We start from the raw sequence: 13,054 nt of genomic DNA on the forward strand, positions 1-13,054 counted from the left end.
GATGCAACTATCCCGTCAAAGTATTGCTGCTGTTGCCATTATGCTGGGTGCCTTTATGGCGCTGGCCGGTATTAATATCACCAATACGGCTACTGAACTGCTGCAAGCCCGGGTAGGGGCGACGCTGCGTGAAATGACCCTAATCACCTCCAGCTACATTATTGCCGAAATTGCCGCTATGCCACTGATGCCATTGCTAATGCGCCGCCTTGGCCTGAAACGGCTGGTCGTGCTGGTGTTGTGTGGTTTTATGCTGGCATCCATTGCCTGCGCCCATGCCAACAGCCTTGATACTTTAATTGCCAGTCGTATTGTGCAGGGCGCCTTTGGCGGCATTTTGCTACCGCTGGTTCATACTTCTATTAAATTGCTCCTGCCGCAGCAACAACATGCTGCTGCCTTCGGGGTATTTTCTGTGTTTGCCTCACTGGCACCGGTCGCCGGCCCCTCTTTCGCCGGCCTACTCAGCGCCGCCGACTATCCATGGTTATTTTATATTAACATTCCACTTGGTTTGGCAGCATTAACCGGCCTGCTGTTCGCACTGCCCGGACCAAACAACCATGGTCAGGTGACAGAACACCGTAACAACTTTCTGGATGCCTTTGGCATAGGCTTACTCTCACTGGCGCTAGGTAGTCTGGTGTTTGCGCTGGAGCACGGTGTTGAACGTGAATGGCTTAACGACCAAACGATTCGTTTTAGCCTGGTGTTTGGCTTTATCGGCCTTATTTACATTTGCTATCTGCAAACTCAGCTGCGCCAGCCTGTATTAAATGTGCGCTTGCTGGCCTCGTTCCGCTTTGCTTTAATTTGCCTGGCCAGCTTTATGGCCGGTATCGTTATTTACGGCTTTGTTTACCTGATCCCTTATTACCTGATCTCAGTGCACAGTTACAGCCCGGCACAGGTGGCGCAGGTTATTTTAATGGCAGCAGTGCCACAATTACTGATGTTACCACTGATGATTAAGTATGCACCGCGGCTTAACCCCTGGCTGGCCATCGTAGCAGGTGCTTTGCTATGTGCAGTCAGCACTGCGTTGTGTACTCAGATGACCATCGACTTTGCCGGTGAGCAATTTCTCTGGCCCCAGCTAATTCGTGTTATTGCCGTGCCATTACTTATTATGCCACTTACTCTGCTATCGCTGCAGGTGGTCTCTGATCAGGACGCGCCTTCTGCTGCTATTTTGTTTAATGTTGCCCGGAATCTGGGCGGCGCGGTTGGCGTGGCAGGGCTGGTTACTTATGTCGAGCATTATAAAGTAGTATTTTTTCAACAAAGTCTGCTGTTGTTTAATCAGCATCCAGTGGCACTGAGTAACCACCAGCGTATGGTTCCAACAGCATCTCAGCTGACAGAGCAGCTTAGTCAGCACAGCAGTATCTGGGCTTTTAATGGCGCCTTTGCCCTGCTCAGTGTCAGCCTGCTAACAATGGCAATATTGTTTCTGGCGTTATTTCTGTTTGGCCGCAAACGCAGCTCACTCTCACTTTCCCCACAACTCTCTTAGGCTCAGGCAAGGATCGGCAACTCATGAGCGTACAATTCACTTTTGGTAATGAGGAAGAATTTTTACTGCTGGCGAATAAGCAGCCCTTTGTTATGCCGCTAAACCAATTGCGGGCAGAGCCAGATTGCCCGGCCGGACAGTGGTCGCACGAGGCTCATCAGGGCATGCTGGAGCATGCCACGCCGGTTTGTTTCAGTCTGCAAAGTTTGCATCAGCATATTCTACAATCGCGCGCTTTTCTGACGCGGGTTAGCCAAAGCATGCAGCTGGAGCTGTACTGTGGCGGTACCCACCCCAGCCTGGACTGGCCCGCGCTGCAAATGACCCGGGACTATCAGGCAGTAATTGATGAATATCAGGATACGGTAAAGGCACTAACTTTATTTGGCATGCACACCCATATCGGTATCAGCGATCACAGCTTGCTGGTGCAGGTGTTCAACGCATTGCGGCCTTACCTGGCACCGCTGCTGGCGTTAAGTGCTAACTCACCATTTTATCGTGGCCGCGATACCGGCTTATGTTCTTACCGGGCCATGCAGTTTCTGCTGATGCCACGCACCGGCACACCACCGCTAATCCGTTCGGTGCAGGCCGAGCAGGCTCGGATCCATGAATTACTGCAACGCGGCTGTTTTCATAAAGCGGCCAGTATCTGGACCGACGCCAGGCTGCATCCGCTATACAATACTATTGAAGTTCGGATATGTGATATGCAAACTGAGCCGGAAGATGCCGCCGCCCTCGCGGTACTGACTGCTGCTATTGCCATCTGGCTGGCACAACAACTTGCAAAAGGCCAGCAGCCTGACCATGGCGATGACTGGTTGCTCCGTGAAGATCGTTGGCAGGCAGCCAGGCGCGGCTTAGCTGCCACTATTCAGCATAAAGACGCCGCCGAGGCCGTAACAGTATTCTGGCATCGTATGCTGGATAAGCTGATGCCTTTGTTGCAGCAACATCAGGTAGCACATGTGGCAGATACCATAAAAGCCATGCTGCAGCATGGTGGTGGCGCGGCAATCCAGCGCCAGAATATGAAAACCAGCCAGCAACCTCAGCTGGCACTGGTTACTTAAGCAGGCAGGCGCAGCTTTTCAAACATAATACCGGCAAGTGTCCGGTTATTAACGTTAAGTTTGCGCAAAATTGCTGATACATGCTGCTTAATGGTGGTTTCCTGCACGTTCATTTCATAGGCAATCTGCTTATTCAGCAAACCATCGGCGATCATTTTCAGCACCCGGAACTGCTGTGGTGTCAGCTGTTCCAGTCGCTCGGCAAAATCGTTATCAATAAGTGGCTTGGCGTTTTTTACATCGTCCGCCAGGCCCGGTGGCAACCAGCTGTCGCCGTTTAACACGGCACTGATGGCGTCAGATAGCAACTCTAATGGTACCGATTTTGGAATATATGCAGCGGCGCCTAATGCCAGGGCTTGCTTAATAATGACTGGATCTTCTTCTGCAGACACCATAATAACGGGCACATCAGGGTATTCCGTACGCAGGGCGCTTAAACCGGTAAAACCGTCTGAGCCAGGCATCTTTAAATCGAGGAAAATAAAATGGGTATCGGGGTGCTGGCGCAATAAAGGCCAGACTTGCTCCATCGTTTGCGCCTGCAACAGCAACGCATCGTTACCTAAAATGGCCGACGAGGCCTGAGCTAAGGCAACCCGGAACAAAGGATGATCATCAGCGATGATGGCTATCATAACGTTTACTTCTGAGCACTGGGGCTCACTATAATGAACCGGGGCTTGCGCCCCGGCAAGGTTTTTAACTTATCAGAAACGGTAAGCGACTGTTAAGCTGACTTCACGCGGTGCACCATAATAGCCAATTAAAGTATTATCGCCACCTAAGCCGGGAATAAACTCACCCGGATTAGCCGGGTCCGGCGCAATAAAGGCATAGTTACCAATCAGGTACTGCTCATCGGTCAGGTTTTTACCATGTAACCCAACGCGCCACTGGCCACTTTTGCTTAACCAGGTCACACCCAGATTAAGCAGACCATAAGCATCCTGTGACAACAGGTTATCCAGTTCCACCAGATCATAATCACTGCGATAGGCATAGTTACCATTAAAGACAATATCGCCAAAGTCGGTAATCATGTCGTAGCTAAAGCCTACTGTTGCGGTGGTTTCCGGGGTATTGGTAATGGTGAAACGGTCGGAAATATCTACCGCGCCTTGTACCGGATCAAAGGTCAGCGCCTCTTCAAACGAAGCGTCAATTAAACCTATGTTGGCGTAAATATTCAGGTTGCGACTGGCTAACCAGGTAACTTCCAGTTCAGCACCGGTTGCTTCAGAACGACCTACGTTACCCAGACGCTGGTTTAATGCCGAGGCATCGTCCGGATCCGGAATCACCGAAATATACTGGCGGTCTTTATGCTCCAGCATAAACAAGGTGGCATTTAGCCGCAGACTATCGTTCCAGTCGCTTTTCATACCGATTTCATAAGAATTAACGGTTTCGGGATCAGCAGCCGGCTCGGCGACGGTTGCCCGCGGGTTGAACGTACCGGACTTGAAGCCCTGACTAAAGCTGGCGAACAACATCATATCTCTGCTGTGCTGGTATTCCACGCCAATTTTCGGAGTCAGTTTATTCCAGCTTTCTTTATCATCCAGCACCACCGGTGTGGTTAAACCATCCGGCCGCACATATCCTGGGATCCAGCCAGACTCCGGGTAAACGGTGTCAAATATCAGGCCGTTGCGAACTGTCGCTTCCTTTTCATCCTTGGTGTAACGTAAACCGGCGGTAATTGACCACTTATCGTTAAAATCGTAACTGCCCTGGGCATAGGCCGCAGTGCTGTCGGTGTTGCTGCAGCCGCCAACTTCACGGGTTAACCCCGGTGCGCCAAGAGACTGACCTAATACTTCAAGCACAGCATCAAACACCCCGCATGAATCGGCGGTGTAGTAATACAAACCAGACACCATTTTAAAACCATCAGTCTGATAATTTAACTGCAGTTCTTGGGTGAAGTTTTCATCGTCGTAAATAGCCGGCACATCGAAAATCCGGATAGAGGTATTATCAAAGTCGATATTAGTGGGTGAATAACTGGTACGCTCTGAGGTAATCGACTTTAACGTGAAATTATCATTAATATCCCACTGTGCCGTTAAGCTGATGCCATCGGTTTCCACCTTATTCCAGGTTGGCATACTGGTGTAAGAATCGTAAACACTATCTGGCACCGGCGCATCGGTTAACAGGCTTGGTAATAAGCGGTAACCACCTTTGGCGTTTGAATCATCTTCGGTTTTATCGTAGTTCAACCGGAAAAACAGGTTATCCTGTGGCCGGTATTCCAGGGTCAGGCGCAGGGCCTGCAAATCTTTGTTATAGTTTTCCCGGTCTTGCCCCGGCAGGGCTGACGTCAGGAACTGACCGTAGCCATCGCGCTGTAAATTGGCATAACCGACACCCAGATACAAGGTGTTAGCAATCAGTGGGATCTGGCCCGTTACTTTAACATCGCGTTGGTTGTAACTGCCCACTGTGCCGCTTACCGAAAACTCGGTGTCGCCGGTCATCTCGCGGGTCACATACTTCAGGGCACCACCTATGGTGTTTTTACCATACAGGGTGCCCTGCGGGCCGCGCAATACTTCAATCCGCTCTACATTCAGGATATCCAACACTGCCCCTTGTGGCCGCGCTACATAAACGTCGTCAATATAAATACCTACGCCTGGCTCATAACCCCACAGTGGATCTTCCTGGCCTACGCCGCGGATAAATGCCGTTAAGGTCGAGTTAGTGCCCCGGCTGGCCTGCAAAGTAGTATTAGGTGAAAACTGTTGTACTTCTACGACTGAGGACAACCCGCGTTCAGCGATGTCTGTCGCCCCTATCGAGGTTACCGCTACCGGCACTTCCTGCAGACTTTCAACCGTCCGCCTTGCAGTGACTTCAATTCGCTCCAGCTTTAATTCAGCGTCAGCGGCAGCCTGATCCTGTGCCATAAGCGGCGCTACCAGGCAGCTGCTAATCGCCAGTGCTAACAGGCTGGGTGTAAGGGCCGGGCGGGTAAACTTGTGCTGTGCATCTTTGTTATAGTTATTGGCCATCGTTGGCTCTCCTGCTGATTGATTGCAAAATGTGGTACTCACCAGTGGTGATACTGTAGGCCTAAACGCAGAATTTTTAACCTGTACCTTAGTACTATGGTGACAACAGCCAAGCTGTATCAGACTAGCTGAAAATGATAACAAGGATTTGCCGATGTTAAGTATCTTTGGCTTACTACTGGGGCTGGGCTTGCTGATTGTGTTCACCATGCGCGGTTTCAATTTATTTATTACGGCTCCGTTGTGTGCGTTACTCGTTGCAGTCACCAATGGTATACCATTTTGGCAAGTGGCTGATAAAATTGATTTTGTTCATGGCTACATGAATGGCTTCGCCGGTTTTGTTGCCGCCTGGTTTCTGATGTTTTTACTGGGCTCACTGTTCGGTAAACTGATGGAGCATACCGGTGCTGCCGATGCCGTGGCGCTGGCCATTGTTAAACGACTGGGCCATACCCGGGCGGTACTGGCCATTGTGCTGGCTTGTGCCGTACTGACTTACGGCGGGGTTAGCCTGTTTGTCGTTGCGTTTTCTGCCTACCCAATGGCGGTCAGTTTGTTTAAAGGCGCCAATTTACCCAGACGCTTTATTCCGGCTGCACTGGCGCTGGGCTCAGTAACCTTTACCATGACCTCTGCCGGCTCACCTGAAATTCAGAACTGGATCCCCATTCCGTACCTGGGAACCACACCCTACGCTGGCTGGCAAGTCAGTATTGTTGTCGCGCTGTTTATGGCGGTAGGTGGCTATTTCAGCCTGATGTGGATGATTAAAAACGCGGTGAAAAACGGCGAGCAATTTGTGCAACGTAGCAGCGATCCAACCTTAACCGACAAACCTCTGCCGCATTGGCTTACCGGTTTAATTCCTCTGTTAGTGGTACTTGTTACTTCGTTTCTGTTACACGATAGCTTGCAACAAGCCGCGTTAATCATTGCCCTGGCAGGTGGTGTGGTCAGTTTATATCTGCTTAATTTCCGCTTTCTGGCTAATCCGGCGGCAGCCACTAATGAAGGTGTGTTAGGGGCATTACTGGCTATCGGTAATACAGCTGCAGTAGTCGGTTTTGGCAGTGTGGCGAAATTAACCCCGGCGTTTAGCTCCGTGGTAGATTATATGACCCACCTGCCCGGCCCGGAACTGGTTGGCGCAGCTGTTGCCGTCAGCGCCATCGCCGGTTTAACCGGTTCAGCCTCCGGTGGCCAGGCCATAGCGCTACCGGAAATTGCCCCAACTTATTTAGACCGTGGGGTGGATGCCGAACAACTGCACCGGGTTGTCGCCATTTCATCAGGTGCGTTGGACTCACTGCCGCATAATGGTTACGTTGTAACCACTATTCGGGCAATCTGTGGTGAAACTCACCAGAACGCTTACTGGCCAATGGCCGTAGTCAGTGTGCTGATGCCGCTGCTGGGTGTGGTGTTGGCCATCGCGTTGTTTCAGTGGTTTTAAGGAAGATTAGATGAAATTATTCAATACATTATTATTATTGGGCCTGCTGCTGACCGGTTGCAGCAGCCAGGCCATGCTGGTTGAAAAGCAGGCCTTTGAAATTAAAAGCTTTAAAACCGAAAATGGTGCCGTAATCAGCCCGGTAAAAGTCGGCTGGGAAGCCTATGGCGAACTTAATGATGATAAATCGAATGTCATTCTGATCACCCATTTTTTCTCTGGCAGCTCGCATGCAGCGGGTAAATACGCTGAAGCTGACGCTGCGCCGGGGTACTGGGACGCTATTATTGGCCCGGGCAAAGCTATTGACACTAACAAATACTATGTACTGAGTGTAGACACCCTGGTTAACGCCAATGTCTTTGATCCAAATGTCATTACTACCGGGCCGGCAACCATAGATCCGGCCACTGGCAAACCTTATGGTTTAACCTTTCCGGTGGTAACCATTGGTGACTTTGTTGAGGTGCAAAAAGCACTGCTGGATAGCTTAGGCATTGACAAGCTGCACGCAGTAATTGGCGGTTCAATGGGGTCTTTTCAGGCGATTGAATGGGCCACCCGGTATCCAGAGCGGGTTGAGCGGTTAATACCAGTCATTGGCACCGCCTATATTGATGCCTGGGCCGCAGTGCGTTTAGAACGCTGGGCCTATCCGATTAAACAAGACCCGGCCTGGCGTGGAGGCGACTATTATCAGCATGGCCAGCCAGAACAAGGTTTAACTACTGCCCTCGCTTATATTATTCAGGATGCAGTGTACCCTACGGGGTTTAACATGCGCTACCCGGCTCCGGAAACAGATAAAGCGCCGCACAGTGATATTCTGGCCAGCTTTTCTGCCTGGGATCAATTAATGGCCCATGCCAAACTACGGGCAAAAATGCAGGACGCGAATCATATCCTGTACTTAATCCGCGCCTCGCAATTATACCGGGCCGGCATGGGCGATAACTGGCAGCAGGCCCTTAGCCGTGTTCAGGCTAAAACGCTGTTTCTGCCAGCCAGTGGCGACCAGCTGCTGTTACCTGAAATGGCAAAGGCCAGTGCCGAAGCCATGCAAGCGGCCGGTAAAACCGTTGATTATGCCGAAATACCCGGCATCTGGGGTCACCTGGATGGTGTGGTGGGCATCAGCGCCGTAGCAGATAAAATCCGCAGCTTTATAGAATCCGAATAACGATTTTTTGTCAGTTCCTGGATGGGATGCCGCTTACATAGGGTGTCCCTTTTTATTTGATTTCGCTTACAAAGTAGATAGAAAACTGATATTTAACTGATTTCTAAAGCCTGCCTCTCGAATTGCCCGATAAATATGTAACACTTTCCAATTACCAAAACTAATAACAGTATTGTTATTGTATTAGTTAGAAAGGTTGCATCATATGTTTATCAGGTTATCTAAATTTCTACCTTGTCTGCTGCTTCTGATACTGATTAGCGGCGCCCCACGGGCCGAAGTGATTCGCTTAGCCAGCAGTAACTATTATCCGCATTATGGTGAGCAAATGGCCCAGCAGGGCGCCACTATCGAAATTATCCGCCAGGCCTTTGCGCTACAAGGTGTGCAGCTGGAAATAGACTTTCTTCCCTTTGCCAGGGCGCTGTATGAAAGTCAGCAGGGCCATTACAGTGGCCTGGTTGCCGCCTGGTACAGTGAACATCGTACTGCCCATTTTTATTACTCACAGCCACTGTACGCCAACCAGATTGTGCTGTTTAAGCGCAAAGCTGAGACCATTAATTACCGCAATTTTCAGGATCTTGCCAGGCAGCAGCAACGGCTGGGCGTGGTGCAGGGTTATATACAGCCTTTGGGTTTAATAGAAAGCGGCATTAAAACCATCCAGGTAGCCACTGACGAGCAGGCACTGGCTATGCTGGCGCTGCAGCGGGTCGACCTGGTGCCTGCTGACTTACTTAATGGCCTGTATTTACTTGAGCATAAACTGCCGCAACATCAACAGCAACTGGAGTGGCTTACCCCTGCTCTGGAGCAACGACCAATGTATCTGGTGTTATCAAAAAAAGACCCAGCTAATCAGCAACGGATCGAACAGTTTAATCTGGGGCTGCAGCAATTAAGGGCTTCGGGTAAGTATCAGCAAATTATCGATTCGTTATTACCAAAAACTTAAAACGAGCTATGATAACAACTTCCCCTGCAACTTATTTACTACCTTTGGCACCACTATTTAATGGCCAGGCGCATTCGATCACCTTGCTGAACCATGAACGCTCAAATATTTTACGGTCAGCAGGCTCGGGAAGCGTAAGTTCAAGCTCCAGCTTTGGCGCAAGGTAGCGCTGAATCAACAGCTTTACTTTTCTGTCCTCCATTTGTCCGAATGTTTCGCGCAGCTGCTGGCGAGTCTTCTCAACTATGGTTTGTCCCTGCAACTGCTGAAATCGGGTCTCCAGCCAAAAAAGTAACGCTTGTTTAGCCTGGTTCGGAAAACTTCTTGTTAGTATGGCTGTGGGGGCGTACAGGCGTTGAAAGTTAGTTATATCTTCCTGTATTAAGAAAATAAACAGCAAATTGATACCAGCCGATATTTGCCCGGCACGTAAGCTAAGTGCCTGATACTGAGTCAATGCCGTGCGAAAGTGGGTTTCAGCAACTTGAATATTGCCCTGGTCAAACGCCAGCAAGCCCAGATTATTTTCTGCCATAGCCAACACATTCAGCTGCGCAGACTGCCGGGCCAATGCCTGGGCCTGGTTAAACAAAGTGCGGGCCTTGTCAGGTTCATCTAGCTGCCATGCCAGCAATGCCTTGCTGTTAGTCAAGGTTAACCGCTGCTTGTCAGTCGTGGCGTATTTGTACGAACACGCTATGCTGCTCTGAGCATCGTGTAAATAATTATTGCGCCTGAGCCAGATCCCCAGTGCACTGGTTATAGCAGTAAGTTCTTGCTGGAAATAAGGATGCTGGTGATACTCAAAAATTACATCCAGAGCCTGAATCAACCGATCTAACTTATTCGTTGGCACAGAGGCTCTTAGCAACAGCACATTGTGACGGATAAATAAATCAAGCGGCTCCTTTGTCTGGTCTTTAATACTATCTAACAGCACAATAGTGTGAGCAGGGTTCACCGTCAGATAATCTTCCGCTTCATCTAATGCAGTAACCACATCGGCGACAGATTGAAGTGGCCATAGTACGGCTGTTAGTGTCCAAATCAACGCGAAGTTTTTTAACAAACCTACCCCTTTTGCTGTCGATTCAGACTTTTACTATAGAAGCTAAGTAGTCACTTTTCAAAAGCATGCTCCCTGCTAAATACGCGGAAATAATACCAAATGGTCTAAATCGAGCCGGATGCCGATTTGCTCACCGATGGCATGGTTATGATGGCTGAGTGCCAGACAATACACCTGCTCGCCACCGCTGAGCGCCAGGGTATACAAAATGTGTGAACCTCGAAACGATTTCTCCAGCACTTTGGCGGTAATACCACTGGCATCGTCGTGCACGATATCGTCGGGCCTTATAAGCACATCCACTTTATCACCAGTAGTGGCGTTCTGCAGATAACGCTGGTTAAAAATACCCAGACAGGTTTGCACCCTCGCACTATCCAGCATTTCACCGGGTAACATCACTCCACGGCCGACAAAATCGGCGACAAAGCGGCTGGCCGGTTTGTGATAAAGCTCATAGGGTGTGGCCCACTGCTGCAATTTACCATGCTGCATTACCCCGACCATATCGGCCATGGTAAAGGCTTCGTACTGATCGTGGGTTACCATTACCGCGGTAATTTTCAGCTGCTGCAGAATTTGCCGGATGTCACGGGCCAACGCTTCGCGCAGCTCGGCATCCAGGCTGGAGAATGGCTCGTCCAGTAACATTACTTTAGGTTCGGGTGCCAGCGCCCGCGCTAACGCCACCCGTTGTTGCTGCCCGCCCGATAACTGATGTGGATAACGGTTGGCAAGATCAGGCAAGCCCACCAGCTGCAGCAGTTGCTTTACTTTCTGCATTTTTTGTTTGCTGCTCTGCCCCTGCAGGCCAAAGCTGATATTGTCGGCGACTGATAAGTGAGGAAATAACGCGAAATCCTGAAACACCATACCTACCCGGCGCTGCTCTGTCGCCAACTGTGTTTGCTGATCGCTGACGATTTGCTGTTGCAAACTGATACTGCCGCTGGCGGCAGGTTCAAAGCCCGCTATTGCCCGTAGCAAGGTAGTTTTACCACAGCCCGATGGGCCGACTAAGCAACCAATCTGGCCCTCGGCCAGCGCCAGGCTTACATCTTTGACCACCACATGCGGGCCATAGGCAACTGCCAGCTTATCCAGAACTAACATGCTTAAGATCCTCTGCTGGCATCCAGCGTCCGCGACAACAATATAACCGGAATAATACTAACACAGACAATAGCCAGCGCTGGTAAAGCGGCATCGGCAAGGCGTTCATCTGACGCCAGCTCATAAGTACGTACTGCCAGGGTATTAAAATTAAATGGCCGTAAAATCAGGGTAGCTGGTAGTTCCTTTAATACATCAACAAATACCAGCATGAGTGCGGTTAACACACTGCCCCGCAACAGCGGCACATGCACCCGGCGTAACACCTGCAGCGGGCTGGCACCCAGCGAGCGGGCTGCATTGTCCATACTGGGTTTAATTCGCTCAAGGCCAGCTTCTACGCTATGTAACGACACGGCCAGAAAACGCACACTATAAGCCAGCAATAACGCAAATAAGGTGCCGGAGAACAACAGACCCGTCCTAACCCCAAACCATTGCTCGGCCAGTAAATCAATATTCCGATCTGCCCAGGCCAGCGGGATCATCACCCCAATGGCAATAACGGTACCCGGTATCGCATAGCCCAAGGCAGCTAACCGCACTGGCAACCTGACCAGTGGGTCGCGCCGCAGCCGGCTGGCATAGCCAAACAGTAACGCCAGCACTACAGACAATACAGCGGCCAATGCCGCGAGACTAAAGCTGTTCCAGACCAGTTTGCCAAAATCTGCCGTCAATAACACTGCTGCGTTTGGCCACGCCCAGTTGAGCAGCTGTATAGCCGGCACAATAAAACCCAGCAGCACCGGCAACAAACACAATGACGTGACCAGCAGCTGACGAGCCGGCGCTAAGGTACGCAACGGGCTGATTTGCTGACGCTGGCCCTGATAAAAATAGCGGATTTTTCGTCTGGACCATTGTTCCAGTACAAGTAGCAGTAACACAAAACTACTGAGCAGGGCCGCAAGCTGAGCAGCTCCTTGCTGACTGCCCATGCCAAACCAGGTGCGGAAAATACCAGTGGTAAAGGTGGCAATACCAAAATATTGAACTGTGCCATAGTCGGCGAAAGCTTCCATCATCGCCAGTGCGACTCCGGTCAGTAATGCCGGCCGGGCCAGTGGCAGCGCCACTTTCCAGAAATGCTGACGCGGGCTAAAACCCAGAGTGCGACTAGCTTCAAGCATACTGCCAGATTGTTCGCGAAATGCACTGCGTGCCAGCATATAAACATAAGGATACAATACCAGCGACAACATCAGAATGGCGCCGCCCAGCGAGCGGATTTCCGGGAACCAGTAATCACCGTAGCTCCAGCCAAAATATTCACGTATGTTGCTTTGCACCGGTCCGGCAAAATCAAGCATACCAGTGTAGGTATAAGCAATAATATAAGCCGGCATCGCCAGTGGCAGTAGCAGCAACCACTGCAACACACGCCGGCCAAAAAATTGATACTGACTGACCAGCCAGGCGGTACCGGTACCAATAAGCAGGGCACCAGCTCCGGTGCCAAACGCCAATATCAACGAATTTATAATGTAATCGGCAAGAACCGTTTGGCGCAGATGACGCCAAACCTCAATATCAGGGCTGAGTACGCTGCCAAAAACAACTAATACCGGCATTGCCAACAGCAATGCCGGTATTAGTACTGACCAACGCCAGATATCCGCTTTTATTGGCAGCATACTACCTCTTTGCTGATCCGCTG

Annotated in this window: 10 protein-coding genes; 5 read left to right on the top strand and 5 right to left on the bottom strand. The window is 50.5% G+C overall.

The window, feature by feature from the left end; genetic code table 11:
• The first annotated feature begins 1 nt into the window (after window position 1).
• Together KQY15_RS13700 and KQY15_RS13705 are read left to right on the top strand one after the other, a co-directional pair.
• On the top strand, window positions 2-1,516 hold the full coding sequence (locus KQY15_RS13700; RefSeq protein WP_217670086.1) for a DHA2 family efflux MFS transporter permease subunit: 1,515 nt from the start codon (window positions 2-4) through the stop codon (window positions 1,514-1,516).
• Between the two features lie 23 nt (window positions 1,517-1,539).
• On the top strand, window positions 1,540-2,595 hold the full coding sequence (locus KQY15_RS13705) for a carboxylate-amine ligase (RefSeq protein WP_217670088.1): 1,056 nt from the start codon (window positions 1,540-1,542) through the stop codon (window positions 2,593-2,595).
• Here the strand turns inward: KQY15_RS13705 and KQY15_RS13710 are convergent.
• Both KQY15_RS13710 and KQY15_RS13715 read right to left on the bottom strand, forming a co-directional pair.
• Window positions 2,592-3,233, bottom strand: coding sequence for a response regulator (locus tag KQY15_RS13710; protein ID WP_217670090.1), 642 nt, complete (start codon window positions 3,231-3,233; stop codon window positions 2,592-2,594). The two genes, KQY15_RS13705 and KQY15_RS13710, sit on opposite strands and share 4 nt — an antisense overlap.
• A 72-nt stretch (window positions 3,234-3,305) precedes the next feature.
• Window positions 3,306-5,618, bottom strand: a complete 2,313-nt coding sequence (locus tag KQY15_RS13715; protein ID WP_217670092.1) for a TonB-dependent receptor — start codon at window positions 5,616-5,618, stop codon at window positions 3,306-3,308.
• Window positions 5,619-5,772: 154 nt separating this feature from the next.
• Here KQY15_RS13715 and KQY15_RS13720 point away from each other — a divergent pair, with 154 nt between their 5' ends.
• The 3 genes from KQY15_RS13720 (at window position 5,773) to KQY15_RS13730 (ending at window position 9,212) form a co-directional block, all read left to right on the top strand.
• Window positions 5,773-7,074 carry a GntP family permease gene (locus KQY15_RS13720; RefSeq protein WP_217670093.1) on the top strand — a complete coding sequence of 434 codons (1,302 nt, stop codon included), beginning with the start codon at window positions 5,773-5,775 and terminating at the stop codon, window positions 7,072-7,074.
• 10 nt (window positions 7,075-7,084) lie between these two features.
• Window positions 7,085-8,254: an E22 family MetX-like putative esterase gene (locus tag KQY15_RS13725; protein ID WP_217670095.1), complete on the top strand. Its 1,170-nt coding sequence runs from the start codon at window positions 7,085-7,087 to the stop codon at window positions 8,252-8,254.
• A gap of 205 nt (window positions 8,255-8,459) precedes the next feature.
• A complete protein-coding gene (locus tag KQY15_RS13730) occupies window positions 8,460-9,212 on the top strand; it encodes a substrate-binding periplasmic protein (RefSeq protein ID WP_217670097.1) in 753 nt (250 codons plus the stop codon).
• Between the two features lie 31 nt (window positions 9,213-9,243).
• Here the strand turns inward: KQY15_RS13730 and KQY15_RS13735 are convergent, their stop codons facing one another.
• From KQY15_RS13735 to KQY15_RS13745, 3 genes are all read right to left on the bottom strand, one after another.
• Entirely contained in the window at window positions 9,244-10,281 is a 1,038-nt protein-coding gene (locus tag KQY15_RS13735) for a tetratricopeptide repeat protein (protein WP_217670099.1), read from the bottom strand.
• 75 nt (window positions 10,282-10,356) lie between these two features.
• Window positions 10,357-11,394 (bottom strand): ABC transporter ATP-binding protein, encoded by a 1,038-nt coding sequence (locus KQY15_RS13740; protein ID WP_217670101.1) that lies wholly within the window; start codon window positions 11,392-11,394, stop codon window positions 10,357-10,359.
• Window positions 11,395-11,396: 2 nt separating this feature from the next.
• Window positions 11,397-13,031: an ABC transporter permease gene (locus tag KQY15_RS13745; RefSeq protein WP_217670103.1), complete on the bottom strand. Its 1,635-nt coding sequence runs from the start codon at window positions 13,029-13,031 to the stop codon at window positions 11,397-11,399.
• Window positions 13,032-13,054 lie beyond the last annotated feature (23 nt).

The sequence above is a fragment of the Arsukibacterium indicum genome (genome assembly GCF_019100565.1).
In the GTDB taxonomy this organism is placed as follows: domain Bacteria; phylum Pseudomonadota; class Gammaproteobacteria; order Enterobacterales; family Alteromonadaceae; genus Alishewanella; species Alishewanella indicum.

What these genes read in the sequence shown, in the direction of transcription:
- KQY15_RS13700 (WP_217670086.1), top strand. Translation starts at nt 2, where the DNA reads ATGCAACTATCCCGTCAAAGTATTGCTGCTGTTGCCATTATGCTGGGT.
- KQY15_RS13715 (WP_217670092.1), bottom strand. Translation starts at nt 5,618, where the DNA reads ATGGCCAATAACTATAACAAAGATGCACAGCACAAGTTTACCCGCCCG.
- KQY15_RS13740 (WP_217670101.1), bottom strand. Translation starts at nt 11,394, where the DNA reads ATGTTAGTTCTGGATAAGCTGGCAGTTGCCTATGGCCCGCATGTGGTG.
- KQY15_RS13730 (WP_217670097.1), top strand. Translation starts at nt 8,460, where the DNA reads ATGTTTATCAGGTTATCTAAATTTCTACCTTGTCTGCTGCTTCTGATA.
- KQY15_RS13725 (WP_217670095.1), top strand. Translation starts at nt 7,085, where the DNA reads ATGAAATTATTCAATACATTATTATTATTGGGCCTGCTGCTGACCGGT.
- KQY15_RS13705 (WP_217670088.1), top strand. Translation starts at nt 1,540, where the DNA reads ATGAGCGTACAATTCACTTTTGGTAATGAGGAAGAATTTTTACTGCTG.
- KQY15_RS13745 (WP_217670103.1), bottom strand. Translation starts at nt 13,031, where the DNA reads ATGCTGCCAATAAAAGCGGATATCTGGCGTTGGTCAGTACTAATACCG.
- KQY15_RS13710 (WP_217670090.1), bottom strand. Translation starts at nt 3,233, where the DNA reads ATGATAGCCATCATCGCTGATGATCATCCTTTGTTCCGGGTTGCCTTA.
- KQY15_RS13720 (WP_217670093.1), top strand. Translation starts at nt 5,773, where the DNA reads ATGTTAAGTATCTTTGGCTTACTACTGGGGCTGGGCTTGCTGATTGTG.